The 23,406-nt window shown below is 36.9% G+C and carries 20 protein-coding genes; 19 read left to right on the top strand and 1 reads right to left on the bottom strand.

Annotated elements, in window-relative coordinates:
* Positions 1-115: 115 nt before the first annotated feature.
* On the bottom strand, positions 116-1,600 hold the full coding sequence (locus HMPREF3237_RS03950) for a DUF1846 domain-containing protein (protein ID WP_070888913.1): 1,485 nt from the start codon (positions 1,598-1,600) through the stop codon (positions 116-118).
* A 150-nt stretch (positions 1,601-1,750) separates the two neighbouring features.
* Here HMPREF3237_RS03950 and HMPREF3237_RS03955 point away from each other — a divergent pair, with 150 nt between their 5' ends.
* The 19 genes from HMPREF3237_RS03955 (at position 1,751) to HMPREF3237_RS04045 (ending at position 23,405) form a co-directional block, all read left to right on the top strand.
* A complete protein-coding gene (locus tag HMPREF3237_RS03955; protein ID WP_070888914.1) occupies positions 1,751-3,361 on the top strand; it encodes a glycoside hydrolase family 13 protein in 1,611 nt (536 codons plus the stop codon).
* A 167-nt stretch (positions 3,362-3,528) separates the two neighbouring features.
* Positions 3,529-5,496, top strand: a complete 1,968-nt coding sequence (locus HMPREF3237_RS03960; protein WP_070888915.1) for a peptide ABC transporter substrate-binding protein — start codon at positions 3,529-3,531, stop codon at positions 5,494-5,496.
* Between the two features lie 566 nt (positions 5,497-6,062).
* Positions 6,063-7,511 carry an LCP family glycopolymer transferase CpsA gene (locus HMPREF3237_RS03965; RefSeq protein ID WP_006146355.1) on the top strand — a complete coding sequence of 483 codons (1,449 nt, stop codon included), beginning with the start codon at positions 6,063-6,065 and terminating at the stop codon, positions 7,509-7,511.
* A gap of 1 nt (position 7,512) precedes the next feature.
* Entirely contained in the window at positions 7,513-8,244 is a 732-nt protein-coding gene (gene cps4B, locus HMPREF3237_RS03970) for a capsular polysaccharide biosynthesis protein Cps4B (protein WP_070888916.1), read from the top strand.
* 8 nt (positions 8,245-8,252) lie between these two features.
* Positions 8,253-8,945, top strand: a complete 693-nt coding sequence (locus tag HMPREF3237_RS03975; RefSeq protein ID WP_070888917.1) for a Wzz/FepE/Etk N-terminal domain-containing protein — start codon at positions 8,253-8,255, stop codon at positions 8,943-8,945.
* A 10-nt stretch (positions 8,946-8,955) separates the two neighbouring features.
* Positions 8,956-9,648 (top strand): tyrosine-protein kinase, encoded by a 693-nt coding sequence (locus HMPREF3237_RS03980; RefSeq protein ID WP_070888918.1) that lies wholly within the window; start codon positions 8,956-8,958, stop codon positions 9,646-9,648.
* A gap of 15 nt (positions 9,649-9,663) precedes the next feature.
* A complete protein-coding gene (locus HMPREF3237_RS03985; protein ID WP_070888919.1) occupies positions 9,664-11,034 on the top strand; it encodes a sugar transferase in 1,371 nt (456 codons plus the stop codon).
* Positions 11,035-11,064: 30 nt separating this feature from the next.
* On the top strand, positions 11,065-12,237 hold the full coding sequence (gene cps2T, locus HMPREF3237_RS03990) for a beta 1-4 rhamnosyltransferase Cps2T (protein WP_070888920.1): 1,173 nt from the start codon (positions 11,065-11,067) through the stop codon (positions 12,235-12,237).
* A 2-nt stretch (positions 12,238-12,239) separates the two neighbouring features.
* Positions 12,240-13,388, top strand: coding sequence for a glycosyltransferase family 4 protein (locus HMPREF3237_RS03995; RefSeq protein WP_006146361.1), 1,149 nt, complete (start codon positions 12,240-12,242; stop codon positions 13,386-13,388).
* A 1-nt stretch (position 13,389) separates the two neighbouring features.
* Positions 13,390-14,031 carry a DUF1919 domain-containing protein gene (locus HMPREF3237_RS04000; protein ID WP_006146362.1) on the top strand — a complete coding sequence of 214 codons (642 nt, stop codon included), beginning with the start codon at positions 13,390-13,392 and terminating at the stop codon, positions 14,029-14,031.
* On the top strand, positions 14,028-14,993 hold the full coding sequence (locus tag HMPREF3237_RS04005) for a DUF6625 family protein (RefSeq protein WP_070888921.1): 966 nt from the start codon (positions 14,028-14,030) through the stop codon (positions 14,991-14,993). The genes HMPREF3237_RS04000 and HMPREF3237_RS04005 overlap by 4 nt, the downstream gene beginning before the upstream one ends.
* Positions 14,993-16,063: a glycosyltransferase family 2 protein gene (locus HMPREF3237_RS04010; RefSeq protein WP_070888922.1), complete on the top strand. Its 1,071-nt coding sequence runs from the start codon at positions 14,993-14,995 to the stop codon at positions 16,061-16,063. Before HMPREF3237_RS04005 ends, HMPREF3237_RS04010 begins: the two co-directional genes overlap by 1 nt.
* Positions 16,064-16,096: 33 nt before the next feature.
* Positions 16,097-17,251 carry a polysaccharide polymerase gene (locus tag HMPREF3237_RS04015; protein ID WP_070888923.1) on the top strand — a complete coding sequence of 385 codons (1,155 nt, stop codon included), beginning with the start codon at positions 16,097-16,099 and terminating at the stop codon, positions 17,249-17,251.
* Positions 17,248-18,660, top strand: a complete 1,413-nt coding sequence (locus tag HMPREF3237_RS04020; RefSeq protein ID WP_070888924.1) for a flippase — start codon at positions 17,248-17,250, stop codon at positions 18,658-18,660. Before HMPREF3237_RS04015 ends, HMPREF3237_RS04020 begins: the two co-directional genes overlap by 4 nt.
* Positions 18,661-18,671: 11 nt before the next feature.
* The gene (gene glf, locus HMPREF3237_RS04025) at positions 18,672-19,772 is read left to right on the top strand and encodes a UDP-galactopyranose mutase (RefSeq protein ID WP_070888925.1); all 1,101 of its coding nucleotides are present in this window, start codon (positions 18,672-18,674) and stop codon (positions 19,770-19,772) included.
* Entirely contained in the window at positions 19,769-20,764 is a 996-nt protein-coding gene (locus tag HMPREF3237_RS04030) for a stealth family protein (protein WP_070888926.1), read from the top strand. Before glf ends, HMPREF3237_RS04030 begins: the two co-directional genes overlap by 4 nt.
* Before the next feature lie 10 nt (positions 20,765-20,774).
* A complete protein-coding gene (locus tag HMPREF3237_RS04035) occupies positions 20,775-21,827 on the top strand; it encodes a glycosyltransferase (protein ID WP_070888927.1) in 1,053 nt (350 codons plus the stop codon).
* Positions 21,828-21,942: 115 nt separating this feature from the next.
* On the top strand, positions 21,943-22,812 hold the full coding sequence (gene rfbA / locus HMPREF3237_RS04040; protein WP_070888928.1) for a glucose-1-phosphate thymidylyltransferase RfbA: 870 nt from the start codon (positions 21,943-21,945) through the stop codon (positions 22,810-22,812).
* Entirely contained in the window at positions 22,812-23,405 is a 594-nt protein-coding gene (locus HMPREF3237_RS04045) for a dTDP-4-dehydrorhamnose 3,5-epimerase family protein (protein ID WP_006146371.1), read from the top strand. The genes rfbA and HMPREF3237_RS04045 overlap by 1 nt, the downstream gene beginning before the upstream one ends.
* Position 23,406 lies beyond the last annotated feature (1 nt).

The following is a 23,406-nucleotide window of genomic DNA, read 5'->3' on the forward strand; positions in this document are numbered from 1 at the left end:
AAGATAATTGGAGATTGTCAGAATGATTGAATAAAATACAGTCACCCCTTAAGAGAAATTTGAAATCTTTCGATGACGGATGATGTTTGACAAGAAGTTCCTACTAGCCTTTGATCTACTTACGATATAAACGATCGTATTGGTAGTATGGATCAAAGGTTACGTTAATTCCCAGTTTACGGAGGACGTTCTTATCTTCATCCGTTAAGATAATCGTAGAATGAGCTTCACTACCTTTAAGATTTCCGAGTTCTTTCATGGCACGAGCAGCATCAGGATTTTCCATAGCTGTGATTGCAAGAGCGATGAGAATCTCATTTGAATGAAGACGAGGATTGCGACTACCCAAGTGATTGATTTTCAAACCTTGGATTGGTTTCACCACTTCTGGTTCAATTAATTTTGTTTCGGCATCGATGTTAGCTGATTTCTTGATTGCATTGATCAAGGCAGCAGCTGTTGGACCAAAGAGTTCTGAGTTTTTACCGGTTACGATTTGGCCAGACGGCAATTCAAGGGCTAGAGCAGGTCCGCCTGTTTCTTCTGCTTTTTGACGTGCAGCAACAGCAACCTTACGGTCAGCTGGTGTGATGCCGAGGTCATTCATGAGAAGCTCGATTTTCTTGACAGCAGATTCAGCAACTTTTTCAGCCTTAAAGTCGAGTACGGTTTGATAGTAGCGACGGATAATTTCTTGTTTGGAAGCTTCTTTTGCAGCCTCGTCATCGATGATGGCAAAACCAACCATGTTAACACCCATATCTGTAGGCGAAGCATACGGAGACTCTCCCAAGATACGTTCAAGCATACGTTTGAGAACAGGGAAAATTTCGATATCACGGTTGTAATTGACAGTCGTTTTTTCGTACGTTTCCAAGTGGAATGGGTCAATCATATTGACATCATCAAGGTCCGCAGTAGCAGCTTCATAGGCCAAATTGACTGGGTGATGAAGTGGCAAATTCCAAACTGGGAAGGTTTCAAACTTAGCGTAACCAGACTTGATACCATTTAGTTGGTCGTGGTACATGTTAGACATACAGGTTGCCAACTTACCTGAACCAGGTCCAGGAGCAGTTACGACAATCAAGTTGCGACTCGTTTTGATATAGTCGTTTTTCCCCATACCTTGAGGAGAGATGATGTGGTCCATATCTGTCGGATATCCCTTGATTGGATAGTGGAGATAAGAATCAATCCCATTTTTTTCTAATTGGTTACGGAAGGCATCTGCTGCAGGCTGACCAGCATATTGAGTGATAACAACAGAACCAACAAAGATACCAAGTTCGTTAAATTTATCAATCAAACGAAACACTTCTTGGTCGTAAGAAATACCCAAGTCACCACGAGCCTTGGAGTGTTCGATATTGCTAGCGTTAATGGCAATAACAACCTCAACCTGTTCTTTCAACTCTTGCAAGAGTTTGATTTTGTTATCCGGCTCATATCCAGGAAGTACACGGGCGGCGTGGAAATCTTCCAACATCTTGCCCCCAAACTCCAAGTAGAGTTTACCATCAAATTGGTTGATACGCTCCAAAATATGGTCGCGTTGTAAATTTAGATATTTTTCAGAACTGAAAGCTTGTTTTTTCATTTTTTTACCTCTGTTTTCTATTATATAAAAAAAATAGAAGATAAGAAACTAGAGAGTCACAAAAGTAAGAAAAAAAGATAACGCAAACGCTTGCATAAATCATAAAAAAAGTCTATGATGGAGTAAAGTGAATTTAAAAGAGGTGAAAATATGCAAGAAAAATGGTGGCATAATGCAGTTGTCTATCAAGTCTACCCTAAAAGCTTCAAGGATAGTAATGGAGATGGAATTGGTGATTTACCTGGAATTACTAGCAAGTTAGACTATCTAGCTAAGCTAGGAATTACGGCAGTTTGGCTTTCTCCAGTTTATGATAGCCCTATGGATGACAATGGTTATGATATTGCCAATTATCAAGACATCGCTTCTATCTTTGGAACTATGGAAGATATGGATGAGCTCATTGCTGAAGCCAAAAAACGAGATATTCGAATCATTATGGATTTGGTGGTCAATCATACATCAGATGAGCACGCTTGGTTTATCGAAGCTTGTGAAAATCCTGATAGTCCTGAGCGAGACTACTATATCTGGCGGGATGAACCTAACGAACTTGAGTCTATTTTTAGTGGTTCTGCCTGGCAATATGACGAAAAGTCTGGTCAATACTATCTCCACTTTTTCAGTAAGAAGCAGCCAGACCTCAACTGGGAAAATGAAGAACTCCGACAAAAAATCTATGAGATGATGAACTTCTGGATTGATAGGGGAATCGGTGGTTTCCGTATGGACGTAATCGATATGATCGGAAAGATTCCGGATGAGAAAGTTGTAAATAATGGTCCCATGTTGCACCCTTATCTCAAGGAAATGAATCAAGCTACTTTCGGCGACAAAGACCTTTTGACAGTAGGGGAGACTTGGGGGGCAAATCCAGAAGAGGCCAAGAAATATTCGAATCCAGAAGGTCAAGAGTTGTCTATGGTCTTCCAGTTTGAACATATCTGTCTTCAGTATCAGGAAGGACAACCTAAGTGGCACTACCAAAAAGATCTGGATGTCTCTAAGTTGAAGACTATTTTTAATAAATGGCAAACAGAACTCGGAGTGGAAGATGGTTGGAATTCCCTCTTCTGGAACAACCATGACCTTCCACGCATTGTTTCCATTTGGGGGGATGAGGAGCAATACCGTGAAAAATCTGCCAAAGCGTATGCCATCTTGCTTCATCTCATGAGAGGGACGCCTTATATCTACCAAGGGGAAGAAATCGGGATGACCAATTTCCCGTTTGAAAGCTTGGATCAAGTAGAGGATATTGAATCCCTCAACTATGCGCGTGAAGCTCTTGAAAAAGGTGTTCCAATGGAAGCAATCATGGATAGCATTCGTGTGATTGGACGAGACAATGCCCGTACCCCAATGCAGTGGAATGGGACAAAAAATGCTGGTTTCTCAGATGGTCAACCTTGGCTTGCAGTCAATCCAAACTATACAAAGATAAATGTAGAAGAAGCTTTAGCAAATCCAGAATCAATCTTTTACACTTATCAAAAACTGGTAGAAATTCGTAAGGAAAATAGCTGGTTGATTCGTGCTGACTTTGAACTTCTTGATACGGCTGAAAAAGTCTTTGCTTATATCCGTAAGGATGGAGACCGTCGTTTCCTAGTTGTGGCCAATTTGTCCAACCAAAAGCAAGAGTTTGCAGTAGAAGAGTCTGTCAAGTCTAACTTGATTGAAAATACCTCAGTAGAAAAAGTTTTAGCTACACAGACCTTGGCTCCATGGGATGCCTTCTGTGTCGAACTAGCTGATTAAAACCAGAAACTCAAGTATCTAAGATGCTTGAGTTTTTTCTAAAATAAGTGTAGAAATTTCTTTAAAAAATATTAGTTTGAATTTTCTAAAAAATTCCATGAAAACCCTTGCTTTTATATAAAAATAGGGTATAATGGTGAAAAATAGTATTTTAAAGGAGAATACCGATGAAATCGAAAAAGTGGCTTGCAATAGCAGGGATAACGATGAGCGCAGCTCTACTTTTAGCGGCTTGTAACAAGGCTGAGAAAAAAGCAGATGCTCCGACAACATTTTCATACGTATATGCCATCGATCCGACAACATTGGACTATAGCATTACTAGTAAAAGTTCAACATCAGACGTCATCGCCAACTTGGTCGACGGACTCTTGGAAAATGACAAATACGGAAACTTGATTCCATCTCTTGCTGAAGACTGGTCGGTTTCACAAGACGGTTTGACCTACACTTACAAGCTACGTAAAGGTGTCAAATGGTATACTTCTGAAGGAGAAGAGTACGCTGAAGTCAAGGCCCAAGACTTTGTGACTGGCTTGAAGCATGCTGCAGATGGGAAATCAGATGGTTTAACACTTATCCAAGACTCTATCAAAGGTTTGGCAGAGTATGTTAGCGGTGAGACAAATGACTTCTCAACAGTTGGTGTCAAGGCAGTCGATGACTATACAGTTCAATACACCTTGAACAAGCCAGAAAGTTTTTGGAATTCTAAGGTAACAACAGCGACTATGCTCCCTGTTAATGAAGATTTCTTAAATTCTAAAGGGAAAGATTACGGTACGGTATCGCCATCAGGTATTCTCTATAATGGCCCATACATCTTGAAGAACTTTACTTCAAAATCAGTAATTGAGTACGAAAAGAACCCAAATTATTGGGATAAAGACAATGTTAAAATTGACCACGTCAAACTGACATTCTATGATGGATCTGACCAAGAATCATTGATTCGTAGCTTCGCATCAGGAGCATATACGACTGCACGTCTCTTCCCAACTAGCTCAAGCTTTGATTCAACCAAGAAAGAATACGGCGATAAAATTGTCTATAGCCCACAAGAAGCAACAAGCTATTACTTGACAGTAAACGTCAATCGTCAATCTTACAATAAAACGGCTAAGACAGACGAAACTCAAAAAACATCTACTAAAGAAGCACTTCTCAACAAAAACTTCCGTCAAGCCATCAATTTTGCTCTAGATCGTCATTCTTACTCTGCACAGATGAATGGTGAAGAAGGTGCGGATAAGATTATCCGTACTAGCCTTGTGCCTTATGACTATGTTCAAGTCGGAGAAAAAACCTTCGGTGAGCTGGCGCAAGAACAACTTGTGACTTACGGAGATCAGTGGAAAGATGTAGCCTTGACGGATGGCAAAGACACTCTTTATAACCCTACAAAAGCAAAAGCTGCCTTGGAAAAAGCGAAGTCAGAATTGCAAAGCAAGGGTGTAACCTTCCCAATTCATTTGGATGTTCCTGTAGAACAAACAGATGTGATTGCTGTCCAACAAACGAATTCATTGAAACAGTCTATCGAATCAGCATTAGGAACTGATAATGTGGTGATTGATGTTCTTCAGATGACAGATAATGAAAAGGAAAATATCACTTCTCAAGCCAAAGTTCCTTCCCAAAAAGACTATGACCTGAATGGAACTGGTTGGGGGCCTGACTATCAAGACCCGGCAACCTATCTCAATATCCTAGATGCTAAGAAGGGTTCTGCTCTTAAACACTTGGGTATTACAAAAGGTAAAGATCCAGAAGTCATGGCCAAAGTTGGGCTTGATGAGTACAAGAAACTCTTGGATGATGCCGCTTCAGAAACAAGCGACCTCAACAAACGCTATGAAAAATATGCCAAAGCACAGGCTTGGGTTTCAGATAGTTCACTTCTTATCCCAGTAGCTTCTTCAGGTGGTTCTCCGACTGTTAGTCGTACAGTGCCATTCTCAAAAGCATACTCTCAAGTTGGGATTAAGGGAGATCCATTTGTGTTCAAAGGATTAGAGTTGCAAAATGATGTCGTAACAACTAAAGAATACGAAGAAGCTCTTAAGAAATGGCAAAAAGAAAAATTAGAATCAAATGCCAAATACCAAAAAGAGTTAGCTGATCACGTTAAATAGTCTTTTATAATGAGTAAAGAAATCCTGCTTTTAAGTGGGATTTCTTTTTTTTAAGGTTACAAATAAGATTGCTAATATAAGGTTGGTCCAATATACTCAAAATTAAAAAAATCAAATGTATATGCATGGTTGGGTGATGGTTCCCGTCTGAATTGTGCCAAATGGTGATAAAGTTTCGATGACACGTATGGATACTGTTTACACATGCCTCCTCACTAATTTGGGTCAAAGAGGCTAAAAACAACTACAAGTAGATGATATTATAGATAGATGTCGTTACAAATTCTCAAGTTGCTGAGGTGAAAGTTAGATGGGAACAAGAACGTAAAAATTCTGTTGAGAAGAGTCAAAAAGAAATGGAAAGTTACGTTCGTTAAAAATAGAGCTTGCTAGGCTCTATTTTTAGTTGTTTTTTGTTTCAAATAAACAGAAAATAGGGAAAAATCGAGATAAATTTCTTATCCTTACATACATATTTAATAGTAAGCGCTTCCGTAGTAGATGTATATAGCCTTCGAGTATGGTTTGTGATATAATTAAATTAAAATATTTTATAGAGGTGTTCCGTGAGTAATAGGCGATTAAAAAAAAGTAAATCTGGTCAAATTCAGCAGAACTTGAACCTAGGTTTATTAGTTATTTATGTTGTTCTTGCTTCTTTTTTATTGTTTTTGATTTTTAGATATCAGATTTTATCGGTTAGTTATCTTAATATCATTTTGTCAGTAGTTTTAGTGCTTGTCGCTTTCTTGTCTCTGTTGCTAATTGTAAAGCGCAAGGCCAAGGTTTTCACTCTAATAATTCTACTACTCTCAGTCTTATTCAGTTCGGTAGCATTGATAGCCGTTAATCGATTTGTTAGTCTTGCAAACCAATTTAATGCAACCTCTAATTATTCAAGTTACACTATGAGTGTTGCGGTTCTAGCGGATAGTGAGATTAATAATGTTTCTCAACTTTCAAGTGTAACAGCTCCAACAGGAACAGATAATGAAAATATCCAAAAATTGCTCGATGATATTAAAACTACGCAAAGCAAGGAGTTGGCTGTAGAGCAGAGCTCGTCTTATTTAGCAGCCTACAAGAGTTTATTAGCTGGTGAGACTAAGGGCATTGTTTTGAATAGTGTCTTTGAAAATCTCATCGAGCAAGAATATCCGGATTATGCTAAAAAGATAAAAAAGATCTATACTAAAGATTTAACAAAGGCAGTTGAAGCACCTAAGACAACGACAGGTACTAGTTTTAATGTTTATATAAGCGGAATTGACACCTACGGTCCAATAAGTTCTGTATCGCGTTCAGATGTCAATATGATCATGACCGTTAATCAAGATACCAAGAAAATTCTCTTAACGACCACCCCTCGAGATGCATATGTTCCGATAGCTGATGGAGGAAATAATCAAAACGATAAGTTGACACACGCAGGTATTTACGGTGTAGATGCTTCTATCCATACTTTGGAAAATCTCTATGATATTGATTTGAATTACTATGCCCGCCTTAATTTCACCTCTTTCTTGAAATTGATTGACCTTCTTGGAGGTGTTGATGTTTATAATGACCAAGATTTCACCTCTCTACATGGTCAATATCATTTCCCTGTAGGGAATGTTCATCTAGATTCAGAACAGGCTTTAGGATTTGTTCGTGAACGTTACTCCTTGACAAATGGAGATGGGGACCGTGGCCGTAACCAACAAAAAGTGATAGCTGCTGTGATTCAAAAATTAACTTCTACAGAAGCTTTAAAGAATTTTGATAGTATCATCCAAAATTTACAGGATTCAATTCAGACCAATATGCCACCAGAAACAATGGTTAGTCTTGTTAATACCCAGTTGACAAGCGGAGGGAAGTATACCGTTACGAATCAAGACCTAAAAGGAACTGGGCGTATGGGACTTCCGTCCTATGCTATGCCAGATAGCAATCTTTATATGCTAGAAATTGATCCAACAAGTCTAGAAGCAGTTAAAACAGCCATAAGAAATACCTTAGAAGGAAAATAAGATGATTGACATCCATTCACACATAGTTTTTGATGTCGATGATGGGCCTAAAAGTTTAGAAGATAGTCGAGCGTTACTAAAAGAAGCTTATGCACAGGGAACTCGGACTATCGTTTCAACCTCTCATCGACGCAAGGGAATGTTTGAGACACCGGAAGATAAAATCGCTACTAATTTTAAAATTGTTCAGGAATTGTCTAAAGAAATAGCTCCTGACCTAACAATCTTATATGGTGCTGAAATTTATTTTACCAGTGATATTTTAGATAAATTAGAAAATCATATCATTCCAAAATTAAACGATACGCGTTATGCCTTGATTGAATTCAGTATGAGTACGCCTTATCGTGAAATCCACAGTGCTCTATCAAAAGTTCTCATGTTAGGCATCACTCCTGTGATAGCTCATATTGAACGCTATCATGCTTTGGAAAATGACGAAAAAAAAGTGAGAGAACTTATCAATATGGGTTGCTATACACAAATCAACAGTTCTAGTATTTTAAAGCCAAAACTGTTTGGGGATACCTATAAGTTTATGAAGAAACGTGCTCGTTACTTTTTAGATAGAGATTTAGTTCATGTCGTAGCGAGTGATATGCACAACTTAGAGGATAGACGACCTTATATGAAGGAAGCTTATGATTTGATAAGCAAAAATTATGGGAAAGAAAAAGCTCAGGAGCTTTTTGAGATAAATCCTTCAAAAATTATAGAAGATAAAATGATTTAGGAGAAATGATGAAAGAACAAGATAAAATTGAAATCGATGTAGTGCAGGTGTTAAAAGTTTTATGGAAACGTAAATTAATGATAGCATTGGTTGCGATCGCTACAGGCGTACTTGCTTTTGGATTTAGTTCCTTTATAGTAAAACCTCAGTTTACAAGTACGACAAGAATTTATGTAGTCAATCGCAACCAAGGAGATAAGCCAGGGTTATCTAATCAAGATTTGCAGGCTGGTTCTTACCTTGTAAAAGACTATCGAGAAATTATTCTATCCCAAGACGTTTTGGAAAAAGTAGTAACAGAGCAGAATTTAAAGTTTGATGCAAAAGCTCTTGCCAAAAAAATTCAGGTGACAGTTCCAGCAGATACTCGTATCGTGTCCATTTCAGTAAAAGATGGGAACCCTGAAGAAGCTAGTCGTATAGCGAATGGTCTTAGAGAAGTGGCTGCTCAAAAAATTATTTCTGTAACGAAAGTATCTGATGTAACTACATTGGAAGAAGCACGCCCTGCTCTATCACCTTCTTCTCCAAACATTCGTCGCAATACCATTTTGGGTGTTGGAGTTGGAGCGGGTATTGTCATTCTTTTAGCAATATCCGTCGAAGTTTTAGATGACCGAGTAAAACGTCCGGAAGATATTGAAGAAGTGATGCATATCTCGCTTTTGGGTGTGATTCCGAATTTAGAGAAATTAAAATAGAGGAGTAGATATGGCAAAGTTAGAATTATCAGTAAAACGCCAAGCATTTGTCAAAAAAGCAGAGGAATATTATAATGCTTTGCGTACGAATATCCAATTAAGTGGAGATAAGTTAAAAGTGATTGCAATTTCTTCAGTTAGACCTGGAGAAGGGAAGTCTACAACTTCAATCAATATTGCATGGGCTTTTGCGCGTGCTGGCTATAAAACACTCCTTGTTGATGCAGATATTCGAAATTCTGTTATGTCCGGAGATTTTATGTCAAGGGAAAAAATTACCGGATTAACTGACTACTTGTCGGGGACAAAGGACTTATCTCAGGGGTTGTGTGAAACAAATGTAGAAAATTTGTTTGTAATCCAATCTGGAGCCATTTCTCCTAATCCAACGGCTCTTCTTCAAAGTGATAAATTCGAAACAATGATAGAAACATTACGCAAATATTTTGATTATATTATCGTAGATACTGCTCCTATCGGAGTCGTTATTGATGCTGCAATCATTGCGCAAAAATGTGATGCTTCTATTTTAGTGACAGAAGCTTCAGTAACAAAACGTAGAGAAGTTCAAAAGGCTAAAACTCAATTAGAACAAACAGGAACACCATTCCTAGGTGTTATTCTGAATAAGTTCAATATTCATCTTGAAAAATATGGCTCCTATGGTTCCTATGGTTCTTATGGTGCTTATGGAAAAAAATAAGTTAGGGAGTAAAATATGGAAGGAAGGGGTTTCTATAACGTAACTCTTGCGTTTTTGCAGAGTATACTTGTGAGCGTATTAGCTTATATATTAATTTCTGTATCAGAAACAGAAATTGTAGCAAAAACTGTTTTTGTCCTGTATTTTCTTCATTTTGCAGCTTTTTTCCTCAGCGGTTATGGCGAAGATTTTTTCAAACGTAGTCAATCAGCAGAATTGATTGAAATTGTTAAGTACAATATTTTCTTTGCCCTGCTAATTAGTTTTTCTAGTTTCTTTTTAAAAGATCAATTTGTTATTTCAAGAAGAGGAATGATTTATTTCCTTTCTCTATATGGGGTGTTTAATTATATCCTCAGTTTTGTTATCAAAAAATATTGGGTACAATTTAACCATAATTTAAAAGGGAGCCGTAAAATTCTGCTGATAACAGCTACAACACGGATTGAAAAAGTGATTGATCGCCTCTTAAACGCAAATGATTTTTCTGGGAAACTTGTTGCAGTAATCGTTTTAGATGATCCAAGTTTTAAACACGATAAAGTTACTGTCGTCCCACGAGAGCAACTCATTCATTATGCGACTCATGAGGTGGTAGATGAAGTTTTTGTGAATCTACCTAGTGAGGATTATGACATCGGTGGTATTATTTCTCAGTTTGAAACTATGGGAATTGATGTAACGGTAAATCTAAATGCTTTTGATAAAAATTTAGGCAGAAATAAACGAATTCACGAGATGGCTGGTTTGAATGTAGTAACTTTTTCAACAAAAATCTACAAACCAAGTCATGTGATTGGGAAACGCATTCTTGATATTTGTGGGGCAATTGTAGGACTTATTATTTTCGGACTAGTAAGTATAGTACTTGTTCCTATAATTCGAAAAGATGGAGGCCTAGCGATTTTTTCTCAAACTCGCATTGGTAAAAATGGCCGTCATTTCACCTTTTATAAATTTAGGTCTATGAGAATAGATGCAGAAGAAATAAAACAACAATTGATGGATCAAAACACCATGCAAGGTGGTATGTTTAAAATGGACAATGATCCACGGGTGACAGAAATTGGTCGTTTTATTCGTAAGACAAGTATTGATGAGTTGCCACAATTTTGGAATGTTTTAATTGGAGATATGAGTTTGGTAGGAACTCGTCCTCCAACCGTTGATGAATACGAAAAATACACACCAGAACAAAAACGTCGTTTGAGTTTTAAGCCGGGAATCACAGGACTGTGGCAAATTAGTGGCCGCAGTGAGATTACTAACTTTGACGATGTTGTTAAACTAGATGTGGCTTATATTGATGGTTGGACAATCTGGAAAGATTTCGAAATTTTATTAAAAACAATTAAAGTAGTATTGATGAGAGATGGAGCAAAATGATTTCTTTTGCTCTATACAAATAGGAGCAAAATGAAGCAGTCAGTGTATATCATTGGTTCAAAAGGGATTCCTGCCAAATATGGTGGATTTGAAACTTTTGTCGAAAAATTAACAAAAAATCAGAAAGATACTAGCATTCAATACTATGTTGCTTGTATGCGGGAAAATTCAGCTAAGTCTGGAATTACGGATGACGAGTTTGAGTACAATGGGGCAATTTGTTTTAACATTGCTGTGCCCAATATTGGGCCCGCGCGTGCCATTGCATATGATATCGCGGCTCTCAATAAAGCCATTAAAATAGCCAAAGAAAACAAGGATCAATCTCCTATTTTTTATGTATTGGCTTGTCGGATTGGTCCTTTTATCTCAGGAATCAAAAAGGAAATCAAAACTATCGGCGGCACTCTCATGGTTAATCCGGATGGGCATGAATGGCTTCGTGCGAAGTGGAGTCTTCCAGTTCGTAAATACTGGAAGTTTTCTGAGCAACTGATGGTTAAACATGCTGATCTGTTGATCTGCGATAGCAAGAATATCGAGACTTATATTCAGAAGGATTACGCTAAGTATCAGCCGCAAACGACCTATATCGCCTATGGAACAGATACCAGCAAGTCTAGCTTGAATAAAGAAGACGAGAAGGTACGGACCTGGTATGCGGACAAGCAAGTCTCCGAAGGAGATTACTATCTTGTCGTGGGACGTTTTGTACCCGAAAATAACTATGAGGCCATGATTCGTGGATTTATGCAGTCAAACTCCAAAAAAGATTTTGTCCTGATCACCAATGTAGAGCACAACAAGTTTTATGAACAGTTGCGTAAAGATACTGGTTTTGACAAGGACCCTCGTGTGAAGTTTGTTGGAACTGTCTACGATCAAGAATTGCTCAAATACATCCGTGAGAATGCCTTTGCTTACTTCCACGGTCATGAAGTAGGTGGTACGAATCCGTCCCTTCTTGAGGCTCTTGAGTCTACTAAGCTCAATCTCTTGCTGGATGTCGGTTTTAACCGTGAAGTCGGTGAAGATGGTGCTCTTTATTGGGAAAAAGACCAACTGGCATCAGTCATTGATCAGGCTGAACAATTAGACACTCAAGCAATCGAAGCTCTTAATCAAAAATCTAGTCAACGTATTGCCCAAGCTTTCACATGGGAAAAAATTGTCACAGACTACGAAAAAGTATTTAAAGGATAGAAATGCAGAAAATTTTATATCTCCATGCGGGTGCTGAAATGTATGGCGCTGACAAGGTTTTGTTGGAGCTCATTAAGGGCTTGGATAAAGATGCCTTTGAAGCGCATGTTATTTTACCAAATGATGGTGTTTTAGTGGCTGCTTTAGAAAATGTCGGTGCCAAAGTGAAAGTCATCGACTATCCAATCTTGCGACGGAAGTATTTTAATCCTAAGGGAATCCTGGAGTATTTTGGCTCCTATAACCGTTACTCCAAACAAATTGCTCAGTATGCTAAGGAGAATGGCATTAGCCTTATTCACAACAACACGACTGCTGTGCTTGAGGGAATTTATCTCAAACGGAAGTTGAAACTTCCTTTGATTTGGCATGTCCATGAGATTATTGTCAAACCAAAAGCAATTTCTGATTTCATCAACTTTTTAATGGGGCGCTATGCGGATACAATTGTGACAGTTTCAAATGCTGTGGCTAACCACGTCAAGCAGTCTCGCTTTGTAAAAAATGAACAAGTTCAAGTCATCTATAATGGTGTTGATAATGCTGTCTATCATGAGATAGATGCTGGCGCGGTCCGTGAGCAGTTTGGAGTTGCTCAGGATGTCTTGGTGATCGGTATGGTTGGTCGAGTGAATGCCTGGAAAGGTCAAGGCGACTTTTTAGAAGCTGTGACGCCAATTTTACAAGCCAATCCAAAAGCAGTAGCCTTTCTAGCAGGTAGTGCTTTTGAGGGGGAAGAGTGGCGCGTGGATGAGTTGGAAAAAGCTATTTCAGACTCACTAGTAGCTGGACAGATTAAGCGAATCGACTATTATAGCCAGACGACAGAACTCTATAATATGTTTGACATCTTTGTCTTGCCGAGTACCAACCCAGACCCACTGCCAACAGTCGTCCTAGAAGCCATGGCTTGTGGCAAACCCGTAGTTGGCTACCGTCATGGTGGTGTTTGTGAAATGGTGCAGGAAGGTGAAAATGGCCTTCTCGCTACTCCAAACCAGCCTGCAGAATTGTCGAAAGCGATTCAAGAATTGGCTGATAACACCGAGAAGCGAGAAAAATTTGGCACGGCCTCTGTCAAACGTCAAAAAGAACTCTTTTCATTACAAAGTTATATTCGGAATTTCTCGGAGTTATATAAGAAGTACTAATATGAACAGTGAAACACTAAAGAATAAACTAAAACCAATCGTTTATCCAATTATTAATTTTATCCCAAGACGACGACTCAAGAATAAGAATTTCACAATTATTTGTGATAATTGCTGGGCTGGAAAGGTTTATCAGGAGTTGGGCTTGCCTTATCAGACACCGTTTGTTGGGCTGTTTGTCTTTTCACCTGATTACATCAAAATGCTCAAGAATTTAAAATATTATTTGAGTGGAGATATCCCCTTAAAATTTGTTAAGGAATCAAAATATATCGAGGACTTTGATAATGCCTATCCACTTGCCCTTCTTGATGATATTGAACTTCATTTCTTGCATTATGCAGATGAAGAAGAAGCAAGCCAGAAATGGCATCGTCGTTTGGCACGCATTCACTGGGATAATCTATATTTCAAATTCAATGATAACGATGCTTGTACTTATGAGTTGATGAAAGAATTTGAAGGACTTCCATACAAGAGTAAGGTGATTTTCTCTTCGAAGAATTATAGTGACTTACCTTCCTTAGTTCATTTTAAATCAGCTGAGAAGCAAGGATACGTTGGCGTCGATTTAAAAACGTACCACCGCTATTTTAATGCTGTAACTTGGTTGAATAAGGGTGGAGAGGATCTAACTAAATGAAAAGAATAAGACTTATTATTCCATATTTTGGAAGACTTCCAAAATTTTTCCCTTATTTTTTGTTGACCGCTAAACGTAATCAAAAAATTGATTTCTTAATTTATACGGATCAAAAGGTTGACCAATTCGAAATTTTAAATGCTAAAAATATAGAATTTGTAACTCTTTCTTTTGATGATTTAAGAGAAAAAATCCAGTCTAAATTTGATTTTAAAATTTCTCTCAAAACACCTTACAAATTATGTGACTATAGGGTTGCTTACGGGCTCATTTTTGAAGAAGAATTAAAAGAGTATGATTACTGGGGATTTTGTGATACAGATGTCTTACTTGGTGATATTTATCAATTTCTGGGAAAGCATAGCTTTTTTGAGAATGATTATGCTCGATATGGTCTTTTTGGGCACCTACAAATATTTAAAAATTCACAAGAGGTTAACTATATATTTATGTCTGGCCAAGGTTCAAACTATCGATTGGATTATCAAAATGTCTTCACTAATGAGCAAACTTTTATTTTTGATGAGGCAGACGGTATCCAAAAGATTTTTGAAAAAACTAATTTCAAACAACTGCAAGATAAATTTTTTGATGATATCGATATTAGTCATTTCTCATTTCGAGAATATGGTGAAAATGAACCTAGACGTTATTATTTTTGGTCAGAGGAAAATGGTTTGGAATCGATAAATTTAATCGATAGTGATATAGTGGTTAAGCGTCCTCTGTATGCACATTTCCAAAAGAGGATGATTAAATGTCCTGAGTTTAAATTAGTCGATTCATTTTATGTTATACCAAATCAATTAGTTATTGGAGAGAAAATTTCTAAGGAAGAACTTTTAGAAGTAACAAGAAATAAATTCTATTGGGAATATGTAAAATCAACAATATTAAAGAAATTTAAAAAAGAAAAATGGACACTAGAGTTTATTCGTCATAAATTAAGGATGAAGAGTTAATGGATAATATAGATTTGAGCATTATTGTTCCAGTATTTAATGTTGAAGGTTATTTAAAAAGAGCCCTAGATTCAATTCTTTTGCAACTGTCATCCATCACATATGAAATTCTGCTAATTGATGATGGTTCAAGTGATAAAAGTGGTGCAATTTGTGATGAGTATCAAAGTCATTTTCCGAATGTTTTTGTTAGTCACATTGAAAATAACGGAGTGGCAGAAGCTAGGAATTTAGGTATTTCTTTATCGAGGGGAAATTATTTATACTTTATGGACCCAGATGATTTCTTATCAGATGATTTCTTTGAACAAATATGCCCTAATCTTAATGGTAAATGGAATGTTCTTTGTTTTGGTTACAATGAAATTAAAGAAAACAATAACACTATTTTGTCTTGTCGTTCTCATTCTTATCAGCACCTAGGACTTCTTAAAAAGGAAGAATTTAGGAATGACTTTATAGATCTGTTCAAAACTGATATGATGTATAATGTTTGGTCGAGAATTTATAACAAAGAATTCATTCTAAAAAATAATATTAAGTTTCCTAGTAGACCAATAGGAGAAGATACTCTATTTAATTTCCAAGTTTATCAACATTTAGATAACATCCTTTTTATTGATTCGACTCTTTATAATTATATTGCTGGTAGAAGTGGCTCTGCCTTAACCGAGTTCAATCCTAGGAGAATCGAGATTCAATTAGATGAACTCCAAGCTCTACAAAAATTACTTGATCAATTTCAAATTGAAGATGATACACTAATTCAGGAAATTAAGACTAAAATTGTTGTCAGTGCAGCTTTTCAAATTTCAAATTTAAGTTTGAGAGTACAAGAAAAAATAGAATTATTACAATCTTTAGTTGATAATCAAGCATTTGAAAGTATTTTTTTGGGAAATAGGAATCAAATAATTGGGTCTTACAAGATGTTATTAAGACGGAAAGATATCTCCTCATATTTACGGAGATTGTGTATTGATCTTCTTGCATCAAAAAAATTTCGTACCGTTATATTTGTCGAAAAATTAAAAATGAATCCAATCTTACGTAAGATTGTTTTTAAATAGATACGGTTATTTTATTAAGAGTAAAAAGGTATTATGTTAAAAATTAAGTTTGAGAACCTGTTGGTTATTCTGGTATTGTCCCTAATTGTTGGGTACGATACACTTATGACAACAATGTTAAACAGAGTGATACCAAACCTTCCGGTTGTTTTATTAATCTGTTTTTCATTATTATTATGTTTTAGATTTATATATATAAAAAAATTTACTTTCTTTTATATCTTAACAGCGATTTTGCTATTATTAACTAGCTTAATTGTATTCATGCACACGGGTGGGACCAATTTTCTGCTTTATTCATTATTAATTTTGTTGTTATATAATGCCGAAATAGACGTTATCTTAAGAACATATGTTATTGTATCAGGGACGATAGTATTAGTAATTTTCTTATTCTCAAATCTAGGAGTTATTCCCAATTTACAGTTTGCCCAGATCCGCTCGTCTGGATTAGTAATTAGAAACTCCTTTGGTTTCATTTATCCAACTGATTTTGCGTCCCATTGCTTTTATTTATTTATTGCTTGGGGATATTTACTTCGTGAAAAATTTATTGTATTGAGAACGTTAGTGGGTATAAGTTTGGCATTTTTCATCATCAAGTTTTGTGACGCTAGGTTGAATGCACTTTCCATACTTGTAGCGACAATTATTTTTATTGTAATGTATCTTACTAAAGAAAGGAAATTTATAATTTATCGAATTCTACCTTATTTTGCGGCTATTTTTTCTTTGTTAATGTTTTACCTATCATATTTCTTCACATGGTCTTCTTCACTATTTGTGAGTTTAAACAACTTATTCAGTATGAGGTTGTTTTTAGGAAAAAATGCAATAAATACCTATGGCTTACATTTATTTGGAGCAACAGGGGTTAAGTTCATTGGATATGGTGGTACCACAGAATCAGTTTATAGTTACAATTATGTAGACTCTTCTTATATTCAAATGTTATTCTACTATGGGGTTGTTCCTGTCGTATTGCTGGTATTTATTTATGTGCTTGCATCAATAAAAATTTATAAACAGGGTAAGTTTTTATTTTTGGCTTTATTATCTCTTATTACAATTAATTGTATGATTGAAGCTTTTTGGATAAGACCTGGTTATAATATTTTTATATTTACACTTTTTGCTAGCCTTCTTCCAGTTCAATACAAAACAAAAAATAGAATAGAATTATCATGAAAGTACTTAAAAACTACGCCTACAATCTCTCTTATCAATTGTTGGTGATTATACTCCCAATCATTACGACCCCCTATGTGACGCGAATCTTTTCATCGGATGATCTAGGGATCTATGGTTACTTTAACTCCATCGTTACTTATTTTATTCTTTTAGCGACTTTAGGAGTTGCTAATTATGGGACTAAGGTAATCTCAGGACATCGAGAGGAAATTGGGGAAAATTTTTGGGGGATTTATTCTCTGCAAATAGGTGCTACAGCTTTTTCTCTATTCTTGTACGCCATTCTTTGTTTTTTGCTCCCTTTTATGCAAAATCCCGTCGCCTATATTCTAGGTTTAAGTCTGGTTTCGAAGGGATTAGACATTTCCTGGCTCTTTCAAGGGTTGGAGGATTTTCGAAAGATTACTGTTCGAAATATCACAGTCAAACTCCTTGGCGTCCTCTCCATCTTCCTTTTTGTCAAATCGGCAAATGATCTTGATCTCTATGTCTTTTTGCTAACCATATTTGAACTATTGGGGCAACTCAGCATGTGGTTACCTGCTCGAGAATTTATTGGCAGACCCCATGTTGATTTAGAATATGCAAAACGCCATTTTAAACCGATTATTTTATTGTTCCTACCTCAAGTTGCGATTTCTTTGTATGTTACGCTAGACCGTACCATGCTTGGGGCTTTGGCTTCTACAAAAGATGTAGGAATTTATGACCAAGCTCTAAAATTAGTAAATATCCTTCTAACCTTGGTTACGTCTTTAGGAAGTGTGATGTTGCCCCGTGTATCAAGCCTCTTGTCTTCAGGGGACCACAAGGCTGTTAACAAGATGCATGAAATGTCCTTCTTAATTTATAATTTGGTCATTTTCCCAATGATGGCAGGAATTTTAATCGTCAATGATGATTTTGTTCGATTTTTTCTGGGACAGGATTTTCAAGATGCACGTTATGCAATTGCCATCATGATTTTCCGGATGTTCTTTATCGGTTGGACTAATATTATGGGAATTCAAATCTTAATTCCTCATAACCGAAATAAAGAATTCATGATTTCAACAACAGCTCCCGCAATAATCAGTGTAGGTTTGAACTTGCTATTCCTTCCTAAACTCGGTTATATAGGAGCAGCTATTGTCTCTGTTTTAACAGAAGCGCTTGTATGGGCAATTCAATTGTTCTTTACTCGCAAATACTTAAAAGATGTTCCAATTATTGGAACAATGTTGAAAATTATTCTAGCATCAGCCATCATGTATGGTCTCTTGCTAGTTTCAAAAACAGTTATACATTTTACACCAACTATAAATGTCGCAATATTTGCAGTACTTGGTGGAATCGTTTACCTTTTTGCAATCCTATCTCTGAAAGTGATGGATGTGAAAGAATTAAAACAACTAATAAAAAAATAATGGAGTAAACTATGTACGATTATCTTATCGTTGGTGCAGGTTTATCTGGAGCAATCTTCGCACACGAAGCTACAAAACGTGGTAAAAAAGTAAAAGTGATTGACAAGCGTGATCACATCGGTGGAAATATCTACTGTGAGAATGTTGAAGGGATCAATGTTCACAAGTATGGAGCACACATTTTCCATACGTCCAACAAAAAGGTTTGGGATTATGTCAACCAATTTGCTGAATTTAACAACTATATCAATTCACCAGTGGCTAACTACAAGGGAAGCCTCTACAATCTTCCCTTCAATATGAATACCTTCTATGCTATGTGGGGGACCAAAACTCCTCAAGAAGTCAAGGACAAGATTGCTCAGCAAACGGCGGATATGAAGGATGTTGAGCCCAAGAACCTGGAAGAACAAGCGATCAAGTTGATTGGTCCAGATATCTATCAAAAGTTGATCAAAGGATACACTGAAAAACAATGGGGACGCTCTGCCACAGACCTTCCACCGTTCATCATCAAACGCCTTCCAGTTCGTTTGACCTTTGATAACAACTACTTTAACGACCGTTACCAAGGAATTCCAATCGGTGGTTACAATGTCATCATTGAAAACATGCTGGGCGATGTAGAAGTAGAGCTTGGGGTTGATTTCTTTGCCAATCGTGAAGAGTTAGAGGCGTCTGCTGATAAAGTTGTCTTTACAGGGATGATTGACCAATACTTTGACTACAAGCACGGAGAGTTAGAATACCGCAGCCTGCGTTTTGAACACGAAGTCCTAGATGAGGAAAACCATCAAGGTAACGCAGTAGTTAACTATACAGAGCGTGAGATCCCTTATACTCGTATCATTGAGCACAAACACTTCGAGTATGGTACGCAGCCTAAGACAGTCATCACCCGTGAATACCCAGCTGATTGGCAACGCGGCGATGAGCCATACTACCCCATCAATGATGAAAAAAACAATGCCATGTTTGCTAAGTACCAAGAAGAAGCAGCCAAAAATGACAAGGTCATCTTCTGTGGACGCCTAGCAGACTATAAATACTACGATATGCACGTGGTGATCGAGCGTGCCTTAGAAGTCGTAGAGAAAGAATTTAGTAAATGACAGAAGAAAAAATTGACATCGTGGTTCTTTGGGTAGATGGAAGTGACCCGGAGTTTATCCGTAAGAAACAGGCTGTTACTGGTCAGGTTTCTCCCGTAAATCATGATATTGATGGAGATCAAAGATACCGTGATTACGGGACCTTTCATTTTTGGTTTCGTATGATCGAAAAGCATGCTCCTTGGGTAAATCATATTTATTTAGTCACAAATGGGCAAAAGCCTGACTGGTTAAATTTGGATCATCCTAAATTAAAATTAGTTACGCATCAAGACTTTATGCCGAAAGCTTACCTTCCTTCCTATAATTCGTCAGCAATCGAGCTGAATATTCATCGGATTGAGGGCTTATCAGAACATTTTATCTATTTCAATGATGATATGTTCATGATAAAGGATACTCAACCTTCAGACTTCTATAAAAATGGTCAACCGAAACTTTTAGCTGTGTATGATGCTTTAGTTCCTTGGTCGTCATTTACCAAAATTTATCGCAATGATGTTGAATTGATTTATCGTCATTTTCCTCATAAGGAGGCCATGAAATCTTCACCTTGGAAGTTCTTTAACTACCGTTATGGGTTTTTCTTGACTCTGAAGAATTTGCTACTCTTTCCGTGGGGACCGACGGGATACGTGAACCAGCATTTACCTGTTCCGATGAAAAAGAGTACCTTGGCACATTTATGGGACATTGAAGGTGAAATTTTGGATAGAACATCCAGAAATCAGATTAGAGATTATGGAGTGGATGTCAATCAATACATCTGTCAACATTGGCAAATTGAAAGTAATCAGTTTTATCCGATGTCAAAGAATTTTGGTGAATATATTGATATTAATCAAGTAAGCCAACTAGATCGAATTTTTAATAATAAAAAAAGAAAATTACTGTGTGTGAATGATGATGAAAATTTCAATGAAAAAAATCTCCTATGCTTCATTGAAAAATTAGAAAAAAATTACCCTGAAAAATCATCTTTTGAGAAATGAGAAGTAAATTATGAAATACTATCTAAAAGAAGAATTTTTACATGATGCTAATGTAAAAAATGCGGGCAATAAGGCACGTAATGATGTTGAAACGGTTCTAAAAGATTTAGGATATACCCCGTTGAAGGTGTTAGTAAATAACTGGTATCAAATGAATCTCCTTCATGCTCAAATTCATAAATATAGAGTTCTACTGCAATCCTTCAAATTCTTAAAGAAAAATGATGAAATTGTCATTCAATTTCCTTTGTTGCATCATTCTATATTTCTTAGCCGTTTATTAAAATCTCTTAAAAAGAGGGGGATTCAGGTTTATTTTTTAGTTCATGATTTGGAAACACTACGCTTTGTAAATGATAAAACTCTTCCATTTAGAAGAAAGTTACGGATGAAATTAACGGAAAGTGATACATTTCATTATGTGACTGGTATCATTGCCCATAATCCTATTATGAAGTCAGTTTTGGTGGATAAAGGAGTGACGGAAGATAAGATTGTCAGTCTTGGGATTTTTGACTATTTGATTCCAAATTTCCAGGAAAAGAGTAGTCTGACAAAAGATAATCCCATTATTGTGGCTGGTAATTTGGCACATGAAAAAGCTGGCTATCTATACTCACTTCCTGCAGAACCTGCTTATAATCTTTATGGAGTTGGCTTCGATGAGAGTAGAGCACTTGAAAATGAGACCTACTTTGGTTCTTTCTTACCTGATGAACTTCCTGCAGCCTTAAAGGGTGGTTTTGGTCTGGTCTGGGATGGAGATAGTTCTGAGACCTGTAGTGGTTTTTTTGGCGAATACCTCCGTTATAACAACTCCCACAAAGCTTCACTTTATCTGGCTTCAGGCTTCCCACTTGTAGTTTGGAAACAGTCGGCCTTGTCACATTTTGTGCTTGAAAACGGCTGTGGAATTGCGGTAGACTCTTTATCTGAACTAGCTGAAAAAATCAAATCTTTATCGGATGAAGAATATCAAAAATTAGTGAGCTGTTCTCAAGAAATAGGAAAAAATATTCGAGCAGGATATTACTTAAAAACGGCATTAAAAAAATTTGATTGATTTTTTTATATTTCTACTATAGCAATTCGGTTAACTGTAATTTTCAGTATTTTTTGAAATAATGTATAATCTTTTGTGAGGTTATAATAAGGAGTATCTAGAAAGGTAGTCTATAATGAAAGGTATTATTCTCGCAGGTGGTTCGGGGACCCGTCTATATCCTTTGACTCGAGCTGCATCAAAACAGCTGATGCCGGTATATGATAAACCGATGATTTATTATCCTCTTTCAACACTGATGTTAGCTGGAATTAGAGATATTTTGATTATCTCAACTCCACAAGATTTACCCCGCTTTAAAGAACTACTCCAAGATGGTTCTGAGTTTGGGATTAGGCTTTCATACGAGGAGCAACCGAGTCCAGACGGTTTGGCACAAGCCTTTATCATTGGCGAGGAGTTTATTGGTGATGACAGTGTTGCTCTAATTTTAGGAGACAATATCTATCATGGACCTGGTCTTTCTAAGATGCTACAAAAGGCAACAAGTAAGGAGTCAGGAGCGACTGTTTTTGGCTACCATGTTAAAGATCCAGAACGGTTTGGTGTTGTTGAGTTTGATCAAGATATGAACGCTATCTCTATCGAAGAAAAACCAGAACACCCTCGCTCAAATTATGCCGTTACGGGACTCTATTTCTATGATAATGATGTAGTAGAGATTGCTAAAAGTATTAAACCAAGTTCTCGTGGTGAATTGGAAATTACAGACGTTAACAAGGCTTACCTAGAACGTGGAGCTTTGTCTGTTGAACTTTTAGGACGTGGTTTTGCATGGTTAGATACAGGGACACATGAGAGCTTATTAGAAGCTTCTCAGTATATTGAGACAGTTCAACGGATGCAAAATGTTCAGGTTGCTAACTTGGAAGAGATCGCTTATCGCATGGGTTATATCAGTCGCGAAGATGTATTGGCCCTTGCTCAACCTCTTAAGAAGAATGAATACGGGCAATATTTGCTCCGTTTAATTGGAGAATCATAATGACGAAACAATTTTTTGATAAAGAATTAGCGGTACGCGAGATTGAAACGATTCCAGGTCTGCTCGAGTTTGATATTCCAGTACATGGGGATAACCGTGGCTGGTTTAAAGAAAATTTTCAGAAAGAAAAAATGCTTCCTCTTGGTTTTCCTGAATCTTTTTTTAGAGATGGGAAATTGCAAAACAATATATCCTTCTCTCGAAAGAATGTTCTTCGTGGTTTACACGCAGAACCCTGGGATAAGTACATCTCTGTAGCAGATGGTGGGAAAGTTCTGGGCGCATGGGTTGATCTACGTGAGGGTGAAACCTTCGGAAACACCTATCAAACAGTAATTGACGCAAGTAAGGGAATCTTTGTTCCTCGAGGTGTGGCCAATGGTTTCCAAGTTTTATCAGATACAGTTTCATATAGTTATCTGGTCAATGATTACTGGGCACTAGAACTCAAATCTAAGTACGTCTTTGTAAACTATGCTGATCCAGCTCTTGGTATCGAATGGGAAAATCTTGCAGAAGCAGAGGTTTCAGAAGCAGATAAAAATCATCCATTACTTAAGGATGTGAAACCTTTGAAAAAAGAGGATTTATAAG

Source organism: Streptococcus sp. HMSC34B10 (genome assembly GCF_001839505.1).
GTDB classification, from domain to species: domain Bacteria; phylum Bacillota; class Bacilli; order Lactobacillales; family Streptococcaceae; genus Streptococcus; species Streptococcus peroris.

Bases quoted from the DNA above. Each gene is read 5' to 3' on its own strand.
- HMPREF3237_RS03950 (WP_070888913.1), bottom strand. From the start codon at position 1,600: ATGAAAAAACAAGCTTTCAGTTCTGAAAAATATCTAAATTTACAACGC.
- HMPREF3237_RS03955 (WP_070888914.1), top strand. From the start codon at position 1,751: ATGCAAGAAAAATGGTGGCATAATGCAGTTGTCTATCAAGTCTACCCT.
- HMPREF3237_RS03960 (WP_070888915.1), top strand. From the start codon at position 3,529: ATGAAATCGAAAAAGTGGCTTGCAATAGCAGGGATAACGATGAGCGCA.
- cps4B (WP_070888916.1), top strand. From the start codon at position 7,513: ATGATTGACATCCATTCACACATAGTTTTTGATGTCGATGATGGGCCT.
- HMPREF3237_RS03975 (WP_070888917.1), top strand. From the start codon at position 8,253: ATGAAAGAACAAGATAAAATTGAAATCGATGTAGTGCAGGTGTTAAAA.
- HMPREF3237_RS03980 (WP_070888918.1), top strand. From the start codon at position 8,956: ATGGCAAAGTTAGAATTATCAGTAAAACGCCAAGCATTTGTCAAAAAA.
- HMPREF3237_RS03985 (WP_070888919.1), top strand. From the start codon at position 9,664: ATGGAAGGAAGGGGTTTCTATAACGTAACTCTTGCGTTTTTGCAGAGT.
- cps2T (WP_070888920.1), top strand. From the start codon at position 11,065: ATGAAGCAGTCAGTGTATATCATTGGTTCAAAAGGGATTCCTGCCAAA.
- HMPREF3237_RS03995 (WP_006146361.1), top strand. From the start codon at position 12,240: ATGCAGAAAATTTTATATCTCCATGCGGGTGCTGAAATGTATGGCGCT.
- HMPREF3237_RS04000 (WP_006146362.1), top strand. From the start codon at position 13,390: ATGAACAGTGAAACACTAAAGAATAAACTAAAACCAATCGTTTATCCA.
- HMPREF3237_RS04005 (WP_070888921.1), top strand. From the start codon at position 14,028: ATGAAAAGAATAAGACTTATTATTCCATATTTTGGAAGACTTCCAAAA.
- HMPREF3237_RS04010 (WP_070888922.1), top strand. From the start codon at position 14,993: ATGGATAATATAGATTTGAGCATTATTGTTCCAGTATTTAATGTTGAA.
- HMPREF3237_RS04015 (WP_070888923.1), top strand. From the start codon at position 16,097: ATGTTAAAAATTAAGTTTGAGAACCTGTTGGTTATTCTGGTATTGTCC.
- HMPREF3237_RS04020 (WP_070888924.1), top strand. From the start codon at position 17,248: ATGAAAGTACTTAAAAACTACGCCTACAATCTCTCTTATCAATTGTTG.
- glf (WP_070888925.1), top strand. From the start codon at position 18,672: ATGTACGATTATCTTATCGTTGGTGCAGGTTTATCTGGAGCAATCTTC.
- HMPREF3237_RS04030 (WP_070888926.1), top strand. From the start codon at position 19,769: ATGACAGAAGAAAAAATTGACATCGTGGTTCTTTGGGTAGATGGAAGT.
- HMPREF3237_RS04035 (WP_070888927.1), top strand. From the start codon at position 20,775: ATGAAATACTATCTAAAAGAAGAATTTTTACATGATGCTAATGTAAAA.
- rfbA (WP_070888928.1), top strand. From the start codon at position 21,943: ATGAAAGGTATTATTCTCGCAGGTGGTTCGGGGACCCGTCTATATCCT.
- HMPREF3237_RS04045 (WP_006146371.1), top strand. From the start codon at position 22,812: ATGACGAAACAATTTTTTGATAAAGAATTAGCGGTACGCGAGATTGAA.